Source organism: Lederbergia wuyishanensis (assembly GCF_022900255.1).
GTDB lineage: Bacteria > Bacillota > Bacilli > Bacillales > Bacillaceae_C > Lederbergia > Lederbergia wuyishanensis.
Genome location: NZ_JALIRM010000010.1, coordinates 113,801 through 134,609 on the forward strand (window position 1 = coordinate 113,801; position 20,809 = coordinate 134,609).

The window sequence follows — 20,809 nt, forward strand, 5'->3', positions numbered from 1 at the left end:
ATACTTAAGTTGAGTAGTGTTACAATAAATTTAATAAATATCTTCCTGTGTATAGATACAATCTACAAAATTATAAAGGAAAAGAGGCGAATGACATGTGCCGCAACATTAAAACACTATTTAACTTTGACCCTCCCGCTACCGACGATGAAGTTTATGCAGCTTCTCTTCAATATGTGCGAAAGATTTCCGGTTTCAATCAGCCATCGCAAGCAAACAAAGACGCTTTTAATCGTGCCATTGAGGAAATAGCGATCGCTACACAAAATTTACTAAACTCACTTGAAACGACAGCCCACCCACGTAATCGAGAGGTTGAAGCTGAGCGGGCTCGGGCTAGAAATGCAAAACGTTTTGGAATCAAAGATTTAACTGAATAAATGTTGTTCATTAAACAGATCTATAATAATGGCATTAAACCTTCCACCTTAATTAAAGAAAAAAACCTGTAGTGGAAATTCCTTCTACAGGTTTTTATCTGAAAAATTATTTTAAAACAAACTTTTTAATTAATTCATCCAAATTCTTAGCCATTTTTGTTAAGTTGGTAATCGCAGTAGATATATCACTTATATGACTTTCTTGTTCAACAGTTCTGCTTACCACTCTTTTCGTATTATCCGCTGCCTGGCTCGCGGACACTGTAGTTTCTTCAACTGCTGCAGCTACTTCTTCTGAAAAAGCAGACATTTCTTCAGAAGTTTGTGATACTTCTTTTATGTGCGATGAAACACTATGAATGGATTCAACTATGTTTTCGAAGGAGTTTCCAGCTTCTTCAACAACTTGGATGCCTTCTTCTACATTACGTGTAACAACATTCATCGTTTCGACAGTTCTACTAGTGTTTTCATTCATTTTTTCAATTAAAGCAGCAATGCTGTTTGTAGATTGCTCGGATTGTTCTGCAAGTTTTCTTACTTCGTCTGCAACGACTGCAAACCCTTTTCCAGATTCTCCAGCTCTAGCTGCTTCAATTGCAGCATTCAGCGCCAACAAATTGGTTTGGGCAGAAATGTCGCGAATCATTTTAATAATGGACGAGATGTCTTCGGATTGTTCTTCCAATTTTTTTATCGCACTGGAAGAATCTGATACAGATTGGTTAATAATATTCATTTGATTAATTACATTTTCAATTTGGTTTTTCCCACTATTTGCATAGTCTAGACTTGTAGATGACAGATCAAAGACATTAGCTGATGCCGATGCAATTTTCTGGATACCATTTGACATATGCTCCAACGTTGTCGCGCTTTCTTCCGAGGATTTATATTGTGTATACACACTTTCCGATACCTCTTGAATGGACGTAGAAATTTGATGGCTTGCTTCACTTACTTTCTCACTATTGTCCAGTAGCTGGTTAGATGTATTGATCAATTGAATCGAGTTAGTATTAATTCCATCAATAACTCCTTTTAAATCATCGACCATCTGTTGGAATGCTCTTGTCAATGTTCCGATTTCATCTTGACGATTTGTTTCTATCTCAACAGACAAATCCCCTTTACCTACTAGCTCCACTTGTTCGGTTAATTTTCGCAATGGTCTCGTAAAGTAATCTGTTAAAAAGTAGATAATTAACAAACCGACTACCAAAACAGAAATGGTGATAATAATGAGCGTTATTTCATTGGCAGCCATACCATCGTACACTTGAGAAGCATCCAAATCTGCACCCATTATTCCAATGATATCTCCAGCTTCAGTTTTAATAGGGACATAAACAGATATTAATGGTCCGTAATCTGGTTCATTGGATATTTCATACTCAACATTTCCTGTTTTAAAAGCCCGTTTAAGAGCGGGGAATGTTTCAGCACTTTCTTCTTTTTCACCTAATTCTGAAGCATCTTCAGATCCAAGCGGCTGACCATCAACCATATAATAGTAATCATAATCATTTCCATTTTGTACACGTGTCATCGTATACAAATACACCATTTGATTCAATTCTCTTATTTTGTTCAGTTCTTCCCTTAGTTCGCTGTAATAACCATTTTCATTCGAGGCAATATTTAATTCCTTATAACGTTCAATATCAATCACTGTCGTTGCTTTTTCAACAATATTAGAGGCTTGTTTACCAACAGATTCCTTCACAAAGTCCATAGAGGATTTGTAGACAGTAACACTAATTAATAAACATGATATTAAAAGCAATACGAAAAAAATAATGACCATTTTTAACTTAAGACTAATTTTCATTATGATTCTCCCATATTCGATGTTAGATTCCAGAATGTGACTTTAAACCCATACATTACTAGTAAATTATACTTAATATATTTGGATCTTGTCCATGAAAATAAGAGATGTCGTAGCATGTATCTTTTCAAATTTCGAAATCTATCAAAAAGGATTATAATTAAGGTAACAATTTTTCGAGGTGAGGAATTTGAGAAACCGGCAAGAAATGATGAACTTGGGAATGAAATTCGCCCAACAAAATGAAAAAGTAAGACTTTTCACCCTTGAAGGTTCACTCACAAATTCAAATATTCCTAAAGACGAATATCAAGATTATGATTTTAGTTATTTCGTAACGGACATGGACTTTTTTAAAAAAAGTGATGATTGGTTAGAATATTTTGGAAAGCGGATTATGATGCAAAAACCGGAGGCAATGGAGTTATTCCCTGCCGAATTGGGAAATTGGTTTTCGTATCTTATGATATTTGAAGATGGTACGAAAATTGATCTTACCCTCATTCCTCTTGAAGAATATAAGGATTATTTTAAAAATAGTGATGGATTGGTTGAGGTTTTGTTGGACAAAGATGACTTAATTCAAGAATCCGTGATTCCATCGGATCGAAGTTATCATATTCAAAAGCCCAGCTCTCAATCTTTTGACGACTGTTGTAATGAATTCTGGTTTACTGCTACATACGTTGCAAAAGGTCTGGCTAGAAAAGAAATTCTTTTCGCCATCGATATTATGAACGGCCCTTTTCGCCCTAATCTACTTACTATGCTGCGTTGGAAAGTCGGAATCGAAACGAATTATTCATTAAGCATTGGTAAGTCGGATAAGTTTTTAAAAAAATATGTTTCTGATACAACCTGGGATACATTATTATCCACTTATGAGATGGGTTCTTATGAAAAATTGTGGGATTCCCTGTATACAAATTTTGATTTATTTAGAGAAGCTTCCCGCCATGTTGCGGAAAGATTAGGATATACGTATCCTGATTATGATGAAAAGGTTAGTAGTTATATTGAGGGGATTCGTCAAAAATACTTCGTTACCAATGGGACTTAAACTTTTATATAACATCTACAATTCGGAATAACTGTATTTTTCTCTATATATTTATAAAACAATTTGACAGAATAATGATTTACCAAATTATGATTCTGCTGTCACACTCCCTAAATAAATGGTGATAAGATAGTTGATTATTAAAGGGTTTTATTTATCGTTTAGAGAAGTACTAAATATAATCTACTTTCATCAGTCCTTAGCACAAAATAATCTGGGAGGTCATTCTATTGCCGACTGAAGATATTAAAATTTTTGGAGGTAGTACAGGAAAACCCTTTGCGCAGAAAATGTGTGATTATATTGGAATTGATTTGGGGAAATCAGATGTATTTAAATTTTCCGACGGTAATATTTTTGTAAAGATTTGCGAGACAGTAAGGGATAATGATGTTTATCTTGTACAGCCGATAGGGTTAAATCCTAATGATGAATTTACAGAGCTTCTTTTTTGGATGGACGCGTTTAAGCGGGCTAGTGCTAAGTCAGTAACAGCTATTATTCCCTATTTTGGATATGCAAAAGGCGATAAAAAAGATGAACCGAGAGTTTCGATAAGAGCAAGGGTTTGTGCTGAGTGTATTGAGCTAGCTGGAGCAGATAGGATCATAACAATGGATCTACATAGCCCACAAATTCAAGGCTTTTTTAAGAAACCGGTAGACCATTTATTTGCCCTCCCTATATTATGTAATTACGTGAAAAACTTGAACATTGAAGACTTGGTTGTTGTTTCTCCAGATGTGGGATTTGCAAAACAAGCACGAAATTTTGCCTCCACTCTCCAAGTGCCGGTAGCCATTGGAGATAAAACGAGGAAATCCCATGATGAAAAGGCAAAGGTCTTAGAGATTATTGGGAATGTAAAAGAAAAAAATGTCCTTATTGTTGATGATTTTAGTATTTCAGCTGGAACATTAGTAGACGTAGCAAAGGGTTTGAAGGAAAGAGGAGGACAAAGAGTATTTGCTTTAGTTTCCCATCTCATGCTCAGTAAATCTGGTGCTGAAAAAATAGAAAACAGTCCGATCGAATTGCTTATTAGCACCGATACCGTCGGAAACAATTCCATAGTATCCAATAAAGCGAAGATTGTTTCTGTGGCCCCTCTATTTGCAGAAGCTGTTCTCCGAATCCATAATAGAGAGTCGGTTAGTTCGTTATTCGAAACTGAGCTTCCTTCCGTATTTAATAAATCTCTTAATTGATAGTGTGATTCAATCATTTTCCTAAAATAAACATTAATATTATCGTGATGTATATAGTTACTGGCAAAAGAAGTAGCCCAATAATAAAATATTGGGCTTTTTTGCTATCCATATAAAATTCCTAAACCTCATAACAATTGTAGAATAACCTTTCCCTAAGCCTCAACCACATCAATCACTTCAGTATGAATACTTACAAAATATGTTTCTAGCAACTCGCCTAATTTTCCATCAAGATCATAATATTCATTGTCCGCTTTTTGAATAACTTTATAAAACTCATTTTCATCAACTTTTTCACTTTCCAAAGCGATGAACAAACGCCACATTTCTTCTCCGTACTTTTTCTCAATAGCTGCATAATCGTGGGCACCAATTACCTCAAGAACACCTATTAGTTCTTGTAGATAATTTTCAATCCCTACCTCTTCGATAAATTCCGATAACCAGGTAAGCAGACTTTCATGACCTCCACTTTCTAGTTCGGAATAATATTGAAAAACAGTGTATAAATCATTCTCCATTTTATTATCCGATGGATACTCATATTCGCTTATTACAGCAATTACTGCATTCCAAATGTCATCATTATTCAATAAATCATTCCTTTTCAATATTGGCTTCACAATGTAATGCTCCCCCATCTAAAATATAATGTTGATATATTACTATATTTTACCTAACCAATCTTCAAAAAACACCATTCATTACTTGAACGGTGTTAAGAATTTATCATTGATTCGATTCATTATATATTTCACGAGTTTTATAGACGATTTTTCGGATGCTATCTAAGGACAAGTTGTATATCCGTTCCAACTCCTCAAACGATTGGCCATCCTGATATAATCGATAAATTTCTTCGTTCCTTTTAGCAATTAATCGACGAGAACCATTCACTTCTCCCCATCCCGCTCGCTCATTCGTTTTCTTTGGGATATAAAGCAGTTCTCCCTGAATGTAGTTTTGAAGCTCCTTCAGCAAATGAGGGGGAAGCACCTCTTTTCCATTTTTGTATTGCAAAAACTTACATCCTCCTTAATAAGATGTTCGTATTTAAAATGTTTCATATTAACCAATGTAAAAACCCCTTTCGTATCGTATTAGGAAAACCCTTACAATATTGTATGTGTCTCCCTTATTAATAACAGTATACTCGATTTTCGGTTTATAGAGTGATAATAAATAGTAAAAGAGGCCGCAATACGTGCGACCCCTCATTAGCGATTTCCGCTTAAGCGGAAATCACCTCGTTATGCTTGATCAAAATAATCAGCCTCCTTTCAAAAAATCTATCGGCCCGACACCTTAATTAACTCATACTAGTAGGTATTGGAACAAGTGAGAGAACAATTATAAATAATCTTTACCCTAGATCTTTTTCTAATTGCTCAAAAAGAGTCTCCCACCGCTTATTAAGCTCCTCTTTGTCCATATATAGCTGTTGAAGCCTTTCTAAATCATTAATCTCATCCAACTCCAGATTGACTTCAATTATTTTTTGTTCCAGCAATTCCAATTCTTTTTCCACATCATGTTTGGTTATTGCCACAACTTCTTCTTTCTTAGAAGGCGGGTCTGTTTTTTTCTTAACTTTCATATCTTCCTTGTTGTGTAAGACTTTCTCAAGTATTTTTTCTCGAGCATATTGATAATTCCCTCCAAAGACATGGACTTCATTGGCTTTAATCCAATAAATCTTCTCAAATATCTTATTGAGGAAATACCTATCATGAGAAACTGCAAGAATAGTTCCATTATAATGCTCAAGGGTATCTTCTAATACTTCTAGAGACTCGATATCTAGATGGTTAGTTGGCTCATCTAATATAAGAAAGTTAATATCCTGATACATAAGTTGCGCCAACCGGAGCCTCATCCTTTCTCCTCCACTTAGCTGAGAAACTTTTTTAAAAACTGAATGCCCACAAAATAAAAACCTCGATAAGATACTTCTTGCTTCACCCTCCGTCACACTAACTTCATTACGAAACACTTCTATGATTTTCTCATCTTTAAGCTCTGAAAAAATATGTTGGGACAGGTAACCTATTTTCACATTACTTCCTAGACGAACTTCCCCTTCATCAGGATATATTTGCTCAATAATCATTTTAATAAGGGTTGATTTTCCTGCTCCATTTTCCCCTATAATAGCAACTCTTTCCTGATATGCTATATTCATATTCACTTCTTTGAAAAGGAGCTTTTCACCAAAGCTCTTAGAAACGTTCTGTAACGTCATTACATCATTTCCACTACGTACAGAAGACTCCATTTCAAGATTCATTTTCTTCCGATTTAAAATAGGACGATTCAGCTTTTCCATTCTTTCTAATGCTCTTTCCATATTTCTCGCTCGCTTATGAAGGCCTTCATTAGGTGGATTCGCTCTATTCGCCCATTCCCGAAGACGTTTAATTGCTTCTTTCATTTTCTTTATTTTCTTTTGTTGCTCTTGATACGCTTGAAATTCTCTTAAAAGACGCTCTTCCTTTTCTTTCACATAATCTGAAAAGCTTGTATGATAGCAGTCGATTTCACCATCTTCCAAGTCTAAAATCTTATTAACAACTTCATCTAAAAAATATCGATCATGAGAAATAACAAGTACCGTTCCAGAATAATCTCGCAAAAAGTTTCCAAGCCATTCAACTGCCAATAAATCTAAATGATTCGTCGGCTCATCTAACAATAAAAAATCAGGATTTTTAAGAAGGCTAAGGGCTAACCCTACCTTTGTTTTCTCACCACCGCTAAGAGCAGAGCAAGGCTTATCTAATAAATCTGCAATATTTAAACCATTAACGATTTTTTCTATATTTGCATCTATTTCATAACCACCTTTTAAGGCAAAATCGTCTTGTACATTACCATAGTCCGCGATCAACCTTTCCAATTTCATATTATTTGTTTCATTACTCATATTTAATTCAAATTCCTGTATCTTTTTTTCTATTTGTAAAAGTTCTTCAAAGGCTGTCAATAATACTTCCTTAATCATCAATTCATTTTGATATTCAGGAATTTGTGAAAGATATCCAATTTGCGATCCCTTTTTCCAATGAATTTGACCAGAGTCTGGTGATTCCAAACCAGCCAATAATTTCAATAACGTCGTCTTGCCACTTCCATTCCGCCCAACTAAACCAACACGTTCCTTTTCGATAATTTCAAAGGTAATATTTTCAAATATACTGTTACCGCCATACATCTTTGAGATTTGATTAACACTACATGCAAGCATGCATAATACCTCCTTCATCATAAAAAAAAGCCATAGGAAACAACACTTCCCCATAGCTTTTGAATCTTGAAATTAGGCATAAAAAAGAAGAGCACGAAAAGCTCCTCTTCAGCCAACTTTTATAAAATGTGGGTGTAGAGATGTTTTCACCGTTTTAGATTTGCTATTAAGTTGCTAAAAAAGGGCATACGTATCCCGTTAACAACTAAAACAGCAAATTTTGCACGGCAAAAATATAAGAATTCATTCCAGTATCCGTGCACTAAAACAGTTTGATTGAACACCTTTACCCACCTCCATCTCATATATATTTATTTTATCTTAATCGCTTTAAGAAGAACTTGCAAGGGTTTTCATTTTTTGGCTTAGAAGAACAGTAAAAGCTAAATCAGATTTTTGTTTGATATTTTATTCAGGTGTATAATGAAAATTGCTAATACAATCCATCAAAAGGAGCAGAAAAAATGAGCAGATTAGATGGTAAAATTGCAATAATTACAGGTGGAGCACGTGGAATGGGAGCATCTCATGTACGAAAATTTGTTGCCGAGGGCGCTAAAGTAGTAATTACAGATATTCTTGAAGAAGAAGGACAAGCATTAGCTAATGAACTTGGAGAAAATGCAAAATTTATTAAACATGATGTTACAAAAGCTTCCGATTGGGAAACAGTTGTAACTGAAACGGAAAATGCATTTGGTCCTGTTAATGTATTAGTCAATAACGCAGGAATCAGTATGAATAAAAATATTATGGAGATAACAGAAGAAGATTACAGAAGAATCGTTGATATTAATCAAATTTCTGTTTTTCTTGGAATTAAATCAGTTGTACCATCCATGCAAAAAGCAGAAGGCGGTTCAATTGTAAATATTTCTTCTATTAATGGTCTGGTCGGTGGTGCAATTGGCTATACCGATACAAAGTTTGCTGTTCGTGGAATGACAAAAGCTGCCGCTCTTCAATTAGCAAGCAGTGGAATTCGAGTTAACTCTGTTCACCCTGGAGTGATTGAAACACCTATGATTGCCCAAGGCGATTCTAAAGATGCTATTCAAGAATTTGCAAAATATATTCCAAATCGAAGAATTGCGAAACCAGAGGAAGTAACTAATCTAGTTTTATTCCTAGCCTCTGATGATTCTAGTTACTGTGTTGGTTCCGAATTTGTTGTTGATGGCGGAATTACTGCACAATAATTTTTCATGCAAAAACTGGGGGGCGTGGACCTCCAGTTTTTTTGTATGAAATGGAATGGATTTGATTATTACCATTAATCTATTTTAATGAAGAACTGTACGGTATTAATTATTTTTTCCAATATGCTTTTGCTTCTTCCTCAAGTATTTTTAATCTTTTGTAGTAATCCGGAAACTCATTAAGATGTGCCAATGCAATTTTCCCCGTAATCAAAGGGTTATCTTCAGTAACATTTGTTTGGCTGGACCTTCTTCCATGTTCAAGTTCAGTATTGACCCCCATCCAAAACTCTTCTAAATCAAACAGACTTTTAGTAAAGTCAATGCCTAATAGCAATGCTATTGCTGCGGCTTCTTCCTTAGAAAAGTTAGATTTTACGGTGGTGTTAGCTCTAATATTATTAGCATTATCGCTGTACGGATACCGATAGACTATATTTCCGTAATAATCTATGCTCCGCGGAGGATTATAGTCCATCCAATAGTGTTTATTGTTTGGATTTATATATTGTTTATAGTAGTTGTACAATTTGAATCACTCCAAAAAAGGTAGTTCTTCTTAACAAGATATGTTAGTAGCCTGTTTATGAGCATGTATTCCAAAAAAACGAGTTGTTAAGTCTAAATTGAACCAAGATCATTATTAATTTCAATTCATTTACTCGTTTTCAGAGGATTTTTTAATAAAAATTGTTATCAAAGGAATGATACGTAGTAAAAAAATTTAGGGAAGTGAGAGTATGAACAAGGTATTTAATTTTGTTTTATTAACATCATTATTTATTCTTTTAACAGGGTTTTCCTACCAAAAACATTTAAAGTTACAGGAAGTGCATACAACGATTAATCAAGCACAAAAAACAATACGTTATGATCTGAGAATAAAAAATACAAGCAATAAGGTGATTGGGAATCAATTCGATTATCCAGGATATCATTATGGGGGTTTAGAAGTTGTAGTAGTACCCGGGGAAAAATTAGAGAAATACATGATAATGATGGACAAAACAAAATATAAAAAAATGCAGCATTCAGGATTTGGCGGACATAGCACCATCAACCCATATGAGACAAGTAATTTTCATGCTGAATATTTTTTTAAAGACATTAAAGATTTGGAAAAGCTAAAACAACATGCACTGGATGGGAAAATAATCATTTTAGATGGAGCAAAAGTTATTGCTGAACTTCAGCTAAAAAAGGAATAGGGAAACTATAATCTGGCTACTTTTTTAAATACATCAAAATGAAACAAACAAAATATGTGAGGGATGTCAGACCAAACAACGAAAAAATGCTTTGTGTCAAAACGCAATAAGCACTAATGGGCAACGACCATATGAAAGCGATCAACATCCATGTCTTTTTATACTTATACGAGGAAATTATAGCCAAACACGCTGGGAGAAATAGCATAATAAAAGTATTTATGATTGGTGCTATGTTGTTAACTATGGAGTAAGGATTAAAAAAACTAAAAATAATCCAAAGGATAATCGAAAGTATTCCTGCCACTAATCCTAATATGGTAGAGCTCCTAGGCATAGCATCTTCACCACTTTCTGAAAAATTAAAATAAACCTCTTGAGGAAATGTTATCCTAGGAGGTTATTTAAATCAAACTTAAATATTATTCTATTTACCTACAAAATACAGAACAATTCTTGATATAACTTCACCGGGACACGCCAAAGGACAGGTCCCACAATACAGAGCACCTTGGTCGGGTCAGCTTACGTGGCGGCGGGAGCGGCGTAGAGTTAGCCCAGCGAGGATTATGCTAGCCAAGCCAAATAATATAGCAAAGTAAGCCCCTACTCGCCCATCACCAGTACCTGGACCACCAGGGAATATGGTCATATGCACCCAAGCGTAGGCTATGACAATTATCCCCACCACCATGGCTACGAAAGCCCCGCGTCGCCCGGTGCCTTTACCGAAACGACCAGCAGAGCGGGCTAGAGACAGCCCAGCAAGAATCGAGCTGATCAGCCCCACCACCGCATCCATCGTAGCCCAAAGTCGCCCGGGGGTAAAATCGTACCCGATATTACTGTTGGTCACTTCAGCAGAGGCCAAAGTTGGCACTAGTAGCAATGCACAAAGTAAAACCAATGAAACTAGCTTTATTTTCATTTGTTAATTCCTCCTTCTTGTTGTTTCTGCAAATCAACAGATTTTAGGTTGGTTGTTTAACAAGCACTTCTTGTTCTTAATTGCTGGATTCCCCATTAAGAGCTGAGTCCAAAACCAATGCCTCAATCGAAAGCACACAATTCAGCACATTTCTTCCACATTTAATATTGCGTTTACCATGAGACTATTTCTCTCATTCACTTCTCCTTCCTTGTTCATCCCAGCTATTTCTATTGTTTCAACGTCATTTTAAACAATAAATGTGGAGAACTTATGCAGAACTTCCTCTTTTTGTATGGATTTGTTCAAGAACATGTTAAATAAAGGTATAATTTTCGGTAAGTGGTGATTCTCGAACTAGAAGCAGACTAAGCTGGAAAGAGGTGATTGAAGTGGAAACGAAATTGTTGCTTGTGGAGGATGAACCGGGCATGCTTGAGGAAATGCACACATATTTACAACGTGAAGGGTTTAAAGTATTGACCGCCTGCACAGGCAAGGAAGCACTCATGATTACCCAGTCTGAGCGTCCAGATATCGTTGTGCTTGATTGGATGCTCCCCGAGAAAAGTGGCATCGACGTGTGCCGTGAAATAAGGCAAACCTCACATTGCGGTATTATTATGGTCACTGCTCGATCGGATGAATCAGATAAAATCGTCGGGCTGGAAATCGGTGCAGACGATTATTTGACGAAGCCGTTTAGTTTGCGCGAGCTCGCTTCACGTATTAGAGCTTTACTTCGCCGCTTGCGCGGACCCGAAGACAGGCCGATGTTCTTGGAAAGAGACAACCTGACCATTTCCGAAGCTAAGTGTCAGGTATTCAAGGACGGCCAAGAGATACAACTTACACCAACGGAATTCAAGATTTTGTACACTTTGGCTGCACGTCCCGGAATGGTTTTCAGTCGCCTGCAATTATTAAAAACTGCACTAGCAGACGAGTATATGGGGTATGAAAGAACGATGGATTCCCATATCCGGAATCTTCGCCGCAAGCTAGGAGACGATCCGGCCAATCCTCGTTATATTCAAACTGTATACGGTTTCGGTTACCGTTTCGGTGAACAATCATGAAGTTGACGGTGCGTCAAAAAATATTTGTCTTCACGGGACTACTCGTGCTTATACTCGGCTTCTCTCATATCCTTACCAATAAGTTTTACATGGAGTCTTTGTTCGATAAATTTCGTAAGGAAGAAATCAGTGCATCTTATTTGAACACTACGCCAGGGGAACAAATCGAAATCTTGAAGACTTACTTTTTAGGTAAGATGCAACAAATGTGGCTTGAAAAATGGGTATTATTCGTAGTAACCGGTTTGTTCTTCAGTTTTTGGGTTTCAGGGGTGCTGACAATCCCACTTAGAAAGCTCGTTGCCGCTATCGTACGCGTTGCTCAGGGGGATTTGGACGTGAAAGTTCCTGTACAATCAAAAGACGAATATGGTAAAGTAATCCAGGCATTCAACGATATGACACTTCGTCTCCGGGAAGCTGAGGAAGCCCGTAGGCGATTGGTAGCTGATGTCGCCCACGAGCTTCGTACTCCGCTTTCTATCATGCAGCTAAAATTAGAAAATGCTCAACAAACTGGTCAATACGTCCCTCCGGAGATGCTGCTTAGACTCCAAGACGAAGTGATCCGTTTAAGCCTGCTTGTGGAAGATCTTCATATCTTGTCATTGGCTGAGACCGGCCGGTTGGGATTGGACTTCAAACCGCTTGATCTGTCGGAAAGACTTGAACAAATTGTTGATGATGTGAAAATGGAGGCTATAGAGAACGGACTAGAAATGAGCTACTACTCGAATACTAGGCCGGTAACGGTGATGGCGGACGCGAGACGGATCACGCAGGTGTTCATCAATTTGTTGACTAATGCAATCCGCTACACACCGGAAGGAGGAAAGATTTCGGTTGTAATTGAAGACAAGGTTCAGGATGGGGATAAGGTCTATACATGTGTCTCAGTGAAAGACACCGGCATCGGCATTCCAGCTGAAGAGCTTACACACCTATTCGATCGTTTTTATCGCGTAGAAAAAGCCCGTTCGCGGCATACAGGCGGAACAGGGCTCGGGTTATCTATCGCTCATCATCTTGTTAGAGCCCACGGGGGGTTCATCCGTGTCGAAAGTGAGCCTAACCGAGGTACGACATTTACCGTTTATTTGCCTTTGAATATATGATAATCCAAAAATATTGTTGGTTAAAATATGTGTTATTAATGAGCATTTTTTTAATCTGAACCATTGAGAAGTATGGTTTTTTAAGTAAAAAAGAGACTTCACCCCGACTTGTAAAGGTTTGCAATTGACCATTAAAAATAACCTCTACTAAGAGGTTATTTATTTTAAAAACTTATATATTAATCTATCTTTCTATAAAGAAATAACGGTGGTAGGCTAATATATTTTTTAGTGGTCATTTCTAAGTACTCTTTTTAGCATTTAGCTGTTGTGTCAATTAACGGTACTAGAAAGGATCTCGAGTCGTTAGCTACATGTTTAATCTCATTGATAGCTTGTTTCTACTGGGTTTCAATATATTCGATCTCTTTCGTAAAAACTCGTGGCTATTCATTCTCTTGAGAAGACAATTCATCAAGTGTATTTTCTAGAATTTCGATCATTATCTTATTTTGCTTATATATATTATCCAGACGATTTACTACTGCAACAAAACCTAAGATGGTTGTGATAAGTATAAAAATCATCATAATAGCTCCTCCATTTATTGTAATACTAAAAACATTTTTATGGTTTCCCCTATTGTTGAAGAAACCTTATATCATTTTTATTATGTCTTCCTCAATTTTAGATGGTGATATCGTTGGAGCATAACGTTTAATCACTTCTCCATTTCTATCAACTAGAAACTTAGTGAAATTCCATTTAATATCAGAAGTTACAAATCCTTTTGATTCGCTTGTTAAATATTTATAAAGAGGATGTGCATCCTTTCCCCTTACATGAACCTTTTTAAATAAAGGAAACTGAACTCCGTAATTTACCTGACATGCTTCTATGACTTCCTCATCTGATCCAGGTTCTTGATTCATAAACTGATTACAAGGAAAGCCTAATACCTCAAAACCTTTCTCCTTATAATTATCATATAGGTCCTGGAGTTCTTTTAGCTGAGGAGCAAATCCACACTTTGTTGCCGTATTTACAATAAGGAGCAACTTTCCCTCATAGATACTTAATAACTTTTCTTCTCCATTCATTAAAGTTGCAGAAAATTGATATACACTCATTGTTCCCCCTCTTTCCATATTGATTTTTTCCCAAGCAATGGGATTCTTTAAATAAACATATTAAAAATGAAGGCAATAATTCTACCTTCATTGGCGACCATGTATTTTTAATTCGGAGCTTTCAATATCATTATTCCTGAACTATCATAATTTGGTTTCCCTCAGAGTCTATTATTGTTACAAATGATATGTCAGGGAAACGCTCTATTTCTCCTATGATAACTATATTATTATTTTTTAGGAAATTGTAAGTCTTATCAATATCATCTGTTGAAAAGGTAAACAACGGGTGTTCAGAAGGTTGGAAGTGATCAGAACGATGAGCATCAAGTAATAATGTGAGATTACTTAATTGCAACGAAAAAACTTTATCATATGGTCCAGGAGGAACAGATACTCCTAGAAATTTTGCATACCAATTAAAAGCCCGATTCATGTCTTTAACATGTACAAATACTGAACCAATATATGGAGCAATGTTTTTTTTAGTTTCCATCTTCTAATCATTCCCTTATTAATAAGTTATTTTCTCAGATAATAAATAGTATCTAATATTAAAATATTTATGAAACGTTAGTATATTATTTATAGTAAACAATCAAAAGTAAAAAATATAGTAATTTTTTATAAATTCTAAAATTAAGGAAATCATTAAAAAAACCTCTTAGGAAGAAATGTTGTCCTAAGAGGTTTATGAAAATTACTTTATTGATTTCCTTTTTTAACCCACTCTGCTACAGTAACGGTGCGCTTGGCCTGATGCTTTACAGCAGCTTGTACATCATCAATCATTTTACCGTCTTGTCCTACAGTAACAGTCGTACCATAAGGGTTACCTCCTGCACCAAACAATACTTGGTCAGTGTATCCTGGAGGTACTATAATGGCTCCCCAATGCATCATAGAAGTATATAAAGCTAAGATTGTTGCCTCTTGTCCACCATGCGGGTTTTGTGCGGAAGACATAGCACTTACAACCTTATTAACTGTTTTTCCGGAAGCCCAAAGCCCCCCTTGAATATCAAGGAACTGCTTCATTTGAGAAGCAATGTTACCAAAACGTGTAGGAGTACTAAAAATAATAGCATCTGCCCATTCTAAATCGGTTGAAGTCGCTACTGGAACGTCTTTCGTAGCTTCTACTGTTGATTTCCATACTTCATTTCCTTGAATAACAGAATCTGGCGCTAATTCTTGAACTTTTAAAACTTTTACCTCAGCACCTGCTTCCTTTGCACCTTCTTCAGCCCATTTCGCTAATTGAAAGTTTGTCCCACCCATACTGTAAAAAACAATCGCTAATTTTACGTTAGTCATTTTTTTCTCCTTATTAGAAAATTTTCATAGCAATTGTATTTTTTCTTTATAATCAATTTCTATTCCTATAAAAGTTAGATGAGGGGGAAATTAGCACTTTTTTAAAATTTTTCTCGGTAATACCATGCTTAATATCTCGCCAGGCAGTCCATCCATTTCACAGATAATATCTGAAGTGAACCCACGCTTAATTATAGTTTAAAAAAGTTGCGTTTTTAAACTATAACTTCTGATGTTCTTTCGTGGTTTAAAACACCATTAGATAGAAATTATCATCAATTACACATTAATTATGAATAACACTAAATCAATAGGGTATGTGAATAAGTCTACATCGAAATTTCCAATCGGTATATATGATGTCCTGTTATTGGTTTTCGGCACTTATCGTAAAACGCTATACAATAAATAAAAAAGTAGTTGAATTAACTTTTCCACTTAAAAATGCCAGGAATAACAATACAACAATTAGAAAATGCTAGTAAAATATGGAGCATAGTTCTCGTCAGGAGGAACAACATTGTTCAATCATATAGCAAAAGTTGTACCTAATTTATTCACTATCGGTAATCTATTATGTGGAGTACTTTCAATTACTTTTAATATGAGTAGTTTTTATCAAACAGCCTCTATTTTAATTTTTATATCGGCTATTTTGGACCTTTTTGACGGAAGGATTGCGAGAAAACTAAAAGTGAATAGTGAATTTGGCGTAGAACTAGATTCTTTGGCTGACATTGTAAGTTTCGGTGTCGCTCCTGCACTCTTATTCCATTCGTTAGCACAACCATCCGTTTTAGCATCTTTGGCATTTTTTCTTTTTCCAACGATGGGTGCCCTAAGATTAGCTAAATTTAGTGTTAAACCTACTATTGGCTATTTCCGAGGATTACCCATTCCAGCAGCCGGATTACCGTTGGCCGGAATGGGATTGTTTTTATATAGCAATGTATGGATTACTTTAATCCTCGCTCTTTTAATGGTCAGTCCAATAAGGGTGAAAAAATTTTAGTTTATTAAATCCATTAAAAAAATCTATTAAACATAAGCTTAAACCCAAACCTTTAAGTTAAGGATTTGGGTTTAACTATTTTTTGTATTATTAAAAAAACACCAAGCCTGCACTACTAAGATAATTAGTTTCCTTTTATTTTTCTTTACCTTGGATAATTATGAAATGAAACTATGGAACTATTTGCGAGTGATTATACTTAGGAAAAATGATTTATTTTTATGAAAAAGTCCTTTGTTTTATTGAAAATTAACATAAAGTTAACCATCTTAATAAATCCTCTGCTTATAATTGGGACGTCAAAATAAAGTAAGGGGAGCGAAATAATGAGAAAAATAGTTTTTAAGAGGTTAATAAATTTACTAGTTATTGCCCTTCTATTTCTACCGATATTCTCCAGTCTTTCCATTCGTGTACATGCAGAAGACACAGTTTCTGTTAAATTACTTTCTGTGAACGATTTACATGGCAAGATTGATGTAACTGGAACAGTTAATAATGTGAATTATGGGCGTGCTGATTATTTGGCTACATACTTAAAAACCCGTAAAGCAATCAATCCAAGCAACACGCTAATCGTCCATTCTGGAGATATGATCGGTGGAAGCTCGCCGGTTTCAGCCTTGTTACAAGATGAACCAACTGTTGAAATCATGCATTCGATCGGATTCGATATAGGTACTGTGGGTAACCACGAATTTGATGAGGGTACACAAGAACTCCTTCGGATGATACACGGCGGAGATCATTCAAACGGCACAAAAGGATACAAAGGGATGAACTTTCCTGTTGTTGCCGCTAATGTGGAATACAAAGATACTGGAAAGCTTGTATTTGACCCGTATGCCATTAAAGAAGTAGACGGAGTTAAGATTGGATTTATTGGTATAGCCACGGTTGAAACTCCTAATATGGTGATGGCATCTGGTATTCAAGATATCCGTTTCACGGACGAAGCAGCAGCTGTCAATAAATATACAGAGGAGCTAAAAGCACAAGGGATTAAAGCAATTGTTGTTTTAGCACATGTTCCAGGAAATCAAAGCGGTGAAACAGCGACTGGTCAAATTGCAAGCTTAGCGAAGAAAACAGATGAAGAAGTAGATGTCATAATTGCTGCACATAACCATGTGAAACTCAATGCAATCGTAGATAACAAACTTATTGTACAAGCTTGGGAATATGGAAAAGCCTTTGCAGACATTGATTTAAAAATTGATCTTTCTACAGGTGATATTGTTGAAAAAAGCGCAGAAATCGTTGATGTTATTCAAGAAGGCGTAACACCAGATCCCGAAGTCAGTGCTATTTTAGCCAAATATAAAGAAATGGTTGGACCCATCTTGAATGAAGTAGTCGGTTTTGCTGCCGTTCCAATGGATGGAGGCTACCCAATAAAAGGCATCATTGGTGACAATGCTCTAGGAAACTTAATTGCAGACGGAATGAATTATGAAATGAAGTCTGATTTTGCTTTAATGAACGGCGGAGGAATCCGTGACATTCTGGACAAAGGCGAAATTACGTGGGAGGACCTTTTCAATATCCAGCCATTTAATAACACTTTGATTACGGTCACCATTCCAGGATCAGCATTGGAACCTATTTTAAATGCCCAAATATCATCCTATGGACCAGACGTCTCTATCGGTGGATTCTCTTATACATGGGATAGTGCCACAAATAAAGTAGTGAATATCTATCTTCCAGATGGAACGCCTATTGATAAAAATGGGACTTATACGCTTACCGTCAACAATTATATGTATGAACATGCGACTGATAAATATAAAATTCGCCAATATGGAAAAAATCCTGTTCAAGGACCTGAAGACTTACAAGCGACTGTAAATTTCGTGAAAAGCTTTAATGGGCCAATCCACTATGTTGCGGACGGAAGAATATCGGAAGACCACTTGGCGCCTGAACTGGCAGATGCGATAATACGTGAGGCCGACTTCAGAGATGGCTCCTATCTTCATGATGTTACAGTAACCTTGGAAGCAACAGATGCAGGAATCGGAGTTTCGCATATTGAGTATAGCCTGGATAATGGCGTCACTTGGAAACGATATGAAGAGGGGCTTACTCTAAATAAAAAAGGTAAAAACTCCATTCAATATCGTGCGAAAGATAAAGTGCATAATGTTTCCGAAACGAAAATCCTTGATGTATTCATTACATCTGCAACAATCGATAATACGATTACTTTAGTGAAACAAGCAAAAGGAGATAAAGGTATTAAAACATCCCTTATTGCCCAATTGGAAAACGTGAGTAAGACTATTGAAAAAGGTAAAGAAGATAAAGCTTACCAATCTCTAGAAAGAATTTACTTGCGTATTAGCCAGCTCTCAAATAAAGACTTGGATGAACTGGATAAAAAAGAAATTATGTTCATGCTTCAATACATCGTTGAACACCAAACAGCTAGTAGCGGGGACGAGTTCCCGTCATTACTAGCAAGTTAGTTAGTCTATCCAAATCCTTATAAAGAAAGAATCTTCGTAATCCTTACGAAGATTCTTTCTATTTTTATGGTATAAGACGTGTACAGTCTCTTGGAAACGCACTTGCTTCGCGAACATTCGATAGTTCCAAGAACTTATATATTAATCTTTCTAGTCCTATCGCAAAACCGCCATGTGGAGGACAGCCGTATCGGAATGTATTAACGTATGACTGAAAATCCTCTACATGTAATCCTTTTTCTTCAAATGAAGCAATTAGCATATTATATTCATGAATTCTTTGTGCTCCTGATGTAATTTCTAATCCTTTGTATAGCAAGTCAAAAGAATCTGTAATCCTAGGATTGTCTTTATTCGACATCGTGTACATAGGTCTCGATTCTTTTGGATAATGTGTAATAAACACAAAATCACTGCCATATGTTTCCTTCACATATTTTCCAAGTAACTTTTCACCTTCTGTATCTAAATCGCCTACGGCTGATTCTTTTCGATACCTTGTTTTCAATATTTGTTGGGCCTCTGTCAATGTTATCTTCGGTATCTCCGTAATGATAGGTACAGTAGCTTCTAAAAGACTTAATTCTTTTTCACAGTTCTGCGCTACCTTTTTAAACATATATCTTAAAACATCTGACTCTAACTTCATCACTTCATGAAAATCTCGGATAAAGCCGAACTCTACGTCCAATGAAATATATTCATTTAAATGACGAGAAGAGTTGTGATATTCCGCACGATAAACAGGAGCAATCTCAAAAACACGTTCCAGTCCACCTGCAACCATCATTTGCTTATAAAATTGTGGAGACTGAGCTAAATACGCTTCTGTCTGAAAATATGGGAGTTTAAATACATTCGCTCCCCCTTCCGCTCCTTGTGAAACAATCTTAGGTGTAAATATTTGCGTGAAATCATTCTCTATTAGAAATTCGCTAAATGCCCGTACGAAGGTGGATTGAACCTTAAAAATGGCCTGCACTCGTTCATGTCGAAGGGAAATTACTCGTTCATTCAACATTTGATCCAATCCAACTTGCAGCTTTCTTTTATTCACTTCAAAAGGAAGTCGGTCTGAAGTGTTCAACACCTTCACTTCTTTTGCAAGTACTTCTACCCCTAATTCCGTTTTTGTCGTTTCCACTAGTTCTCCAATAATTTCAACAACACTCTCTACATCTACCTTATATCCTGCTAAGTCGTTTTCTAATACACATTGAATGACGCCAGTTCTGTCACGTAATAATAAAAAACTAAGATTTCCCAAATGACGGATTTTTTTCACCCAACCTTGCAGTAAAACAACCTCTTTACTAGATGATTTACATTCACGAATGAGTGACCGCTTTAATGTTTGATCCATTATTTTCTCCTCCTATATTTTTTAAATTATTTACATTATCATTGTCATCGTCATCATCCACGGCCACTCACCTCCTTTAAAGAATACAAAAATCCGCCCCTAAAAATAGGGACGGATTTTTCCGCGGTACCACCCAAATTGTCAAAATGACCACTTAGACCTGATAACGGTAGGCACCGTTTGCTTTTACTAATCATCACGTTCAAAGCTACGCTCACAGGTGTCTTTCCAACATGCGGTGTCGCAATCTTCCCAGCAATCGATTGCTCTCTGTAGACCCTTGCATGAGTACTCTTCCTGATCAACACTTTTTATATATTG

General features: G+C 36.1%; 21 protein-coding genes and 1 other annotated feature. Of the genes, 9 read left to right on the forward strand and 12 right to left on the reverse strand.

Annotated elements, in window-relative coordinates:
- Positions 1-95: 95 nt before the first annotated feature.
- Positions 96-380, forward strand: coding sequence for a DUF2277 domain-containing protein (locus MT489_RS14270; RefSeq protein ID WP_244682234.1), 285 nt, complete (start codon positions 96-98; stop codon positions 378-380).
- A gap of 106 nt (positions 381-486) precedes the next feature.
- On the opposite strand, the gene MT489_RS14275 is transcribed toward MT489_RS14270, so the two are convergent.
- Positions 487-2,211 carry a methyl-accepting chemotaxis protein gene (locus MT489_RS14275; protein WP_244682235.1) on the reverse strand — a complete coding sequence of 575 codons (1,725 nt, stop codon included), beginning with the start codon at positions 2,209-2,211 and terminating at the stop codon, positions 487-489.
- A 190-nt stretch (positions 2,212-2,401) separates the two neighbouring features.
- On the opposite strand from MT489_RS14275, the gene ant(6) reads away from it, so the two are divergent.
- Together ant(6) and MT489_RS14285 are read left to right on the forward strand one after the other, a co-directional pair.
- The gene (gene ant(6) / locus MT489_RS14280; protein ID WP_244682236.1) at positions 2,402-3,271 is read left to right on the forward strand and encodes an aminoglycoside 6-adenylyltransferase; all 870 of its coding nucleotides are present in this window, start codon (positions 2,402-2,404) and stop codon (positions 3,269-3,271) included.
- Positions 3,272-3,501: 230 nt separating this feature from the next.
- A complete protein-coding gene (locus MT489_RS14285; protein ID WP_244682237.1) occupies positions 3,502-4,479 on the forward strand; it encodes a ribose-phosphate diphosphokinase in 978 nt (325 codons plus the stop codon).
- 155 nt (positions 4,480-4,634) lie between these two features.
- Here MT489_RS14285 and MT489_RS14290 read toward each other — a convergent pair whose 3' ends face one another.
- From MT489_RS14290 to MT489_RS22185, 4 genes are all read right to left on the reverse strand, one after another.
- Positions 4,635-5,105, reverse strand: coding sequence for a DMP19 family protein (locus MT489_RS14290; protein WP_244682238.1), 471 nt, complete (start codon positions 5,103-5,105; stop codon positions 4,635-4,637).
- Between the two features lie 106 nt (positions 5,106-5,211).
- Positions 5,212-5,502, reverse strand: a complete 291-nt coding sequence (locus MT489_RS14295; protein WP_244682239.1) for a CD3324 family protein — start codon at positions 5,500-5,502, stop codon at positions 5,212-5,214.
- A gap of 343 nt (positions 5,503-5,845) precedes the next feature.
- On the reverse strand, positions 5,846-7,726 hold the full coding sequence (abc-f, locus tag MT489_RS14300) for a ribosomal protection-like ABC-F family protein (RefSeq protein ID WP_244682240.1): 1,881 nt from the start codon (positions 7,724-7,726) through the stop codon (positions 5,846-5,848).
- A 146-nt stretch (positions 7,727-7,872) separates the two neighbouring features.
- A complete protein-coding gene (locus MT489_RS22185; RefSeq protein WP_307415801.1) occupies positions 7,873-8,010 on the reverse strand; it encodes an RAxF-45 family protein in 138 nt (45 codons plus the stop codon).
- 180 nt (positions 8,011-8,190) lie between these two features.
- Here MT489_RS22185 and MT489_RS14305 point away from each other — a divergent pair, with 180 nt between their 5' ends.
- The gene (locus tag MT489_RS14305; RefSeq protein ID WP_244682241.1) at positions 8,191-8,925 is read left to right on the forward strand and encodes a glucose 1-dehydrogenase; all 735 of its coding nucleotides are present in this window, start codon (positions 8,191-8,193) and stop codon (positions 8,923-8,925) included.
- A 109-nt stretch (positions 8,926-9,034) separates the two neighbouring features.
- On the opposite strand, the gene MT489_RS14310 is transcribed toward MT489_RS14305, so the two are convergent.
- On the reverse strand, positions 9,035-9,454 hold the full coding sequence (locus tag MT489_RS14310) for a DUF5661 family protein (RefSeq protein ID WP_244682242.1): 420 nt from the start codon (positions 9,452-9,454) through the stop codon (positions 9,035-9,037).
- Between the two features lie 211 nt (positions 9,455-9,665).
- Between MT489_RS14310 and MT489_RS14315 the strand changes: the two genes are divergently transcribed.
- On the forward strand, positions 9,666-10,133 hold the full coding sequence (locus tag MT489_RS14315; RefSeq protein ID WP_244682243.1) for a hypothetical protein: 468 nt from the start codon (positions 9,666-9,668) through the stop codon (positions 10,131-10,133).
- Between the two features lie 520 nt (positions 10,134-10,653).
- Here the strand turns inward: MT489_RS14315 and MT489_RS14320 are convergent.
- Entirely contained in the window at positions 10,654-11,061 is a 408-nt protein-coding gene (locus tag MT489_RS14320) for a DUF6223 family protein (RefSeq protein ID WP_280518634.1), read from the reverse strand.
- Positions 11,062-11,453: 392 nt separating this feature from the next.
- On the opposite strand from MT489_RS14320, the gene MT489_RS14325 reads away from it, so the two are divergent.
- Together MT489_RS14325 and MT489_RS14330 are read left to right on the forward strand one after the other, a co-directional pair.
- Positions 11,454-12,140 (forward strand): response regulator transcription factor, encoded by a 687-nt coding sequence (locus MT489_RS14325; protein WP_244682244.1) that lies wholly within the window; start codon positions 11,454-11,456, stop codon positions 12,138-12,140.
- Positions 12,137-13,255: a sensor histidine kinase gene (locus MT489_RS14330; protein WP_244682245.1), complete on the forward strand. Its 1,119-nt coding sequence runs from the start codon at positions 12,137-12,139 to the stop codon at positions 13,253-13,255. Before MT489_RS14325 ends, MT489_RS14330 begins: the two co-directional genes overlap by 4 nt.
- A 386-nt stretch (positions 13,256-13,641) precedes the next feature.
- Here MT489_RS14330 and MT489_RS14335 read toward each other — a convergent pair whose 3' ends face one another.
- The 4 genes from MT489_RS14335 to wrbA form a co-directional block, all read right to left on the reverse strand.
- Entirely contained in the window at positions 13,642-13,785 is a 144-nt protein-coding gene (locus tag MT489_RS14335) for a hypothetical protein (protein WP_244682246.1), read from the reverse strand.
- Between the two features lie 66 nt (positions 13,786-13,851).
- Positions 13,852-14,325: a glutathione peroxidase gene (locus tag MT489_RS14340; protein ID WP_244682247.1), complete on the reverse strand. Its 474-nt coding sequence runs from the start codon at positions 14,323-14,325 to the stop codon at positions 13,852-13,854.
- A gap of 130 nt (positions 14,326-14,455) precedes the next feature.
- Complete coding sequence (locus tag MT489_RS14345) at positions 14,456-14,821, reverse strand: VOC family protein (RefSeq protein WP_244682248.1); 366 nt, start codon at positions 14,819-14,821, stop codon at positions 14,456-14,458.
- Positions 14,822-15,030: 209 nt separating this feature from the next.
- Entirely contained in the window at positions 15,031-15,642 is a 612-nt protein-coding gene (gene wrbA / locus MT489_RS14350) for an NAD(P)H:quinone oxidoreductase (protein ID WP_244682249.1), read from the reverse strand.
- A 520-nt stretch (positions 15,643-16,162) separates the two neighbouring features.
- On the opposite strand from wrbA, the gene pssA reads away from it, so the two are divergent.
- Positions 16,163-16,654, forward strand: coding sequence for a CDP-diacylglycerol--serine O-phosphatidyltransferase (gene pssA / locus MT489_RS14355; protein WP_244682250.1), 492 nt, complete (start codon positions 16,163-16,165; stop codon positions 16,652-16,654).
- 326 nt (positions 16,655-16,980) lie between these two features.
- Positions 16,981-19,125: a bifunctional metallophosphatase/5'-nucleotidase gene (locus MT489_RS14360; RefSeq protein ID WP_244682251.1), complete on the forward strand. Its 2,145-nt coding sequence runs from the start codon at positions 16,981-16,983 to the stop codon at positions 19,123-19,125.
- A 64-nt stretch (positions 19,126-19,189) separates the two neighbouring features.
- On the opposite strand, the gene aspS is transcribed toward MT489_RS14360, so the two are convergent.
- Positions 19,190-20,488: an aspartate--tRNA(Asn) ligase gene (aspS, locus tag MT489_RS14365; protein ID WP_244682252.1), complete on the reverse strand. Its 1,299-nt coding sequence runs from the start codon at positions 20,486-20,488 to the stop codon at positions 19,190-19,192.
- 104 nt (positions 20,489-20,592) lie between these two features.
- Positions 20,593-20,802: a binding site (T-box leader), on the reverse strand.
- Between the last annotated feature and the right edge of the window lie 7 nt (positions 20,803-20,809).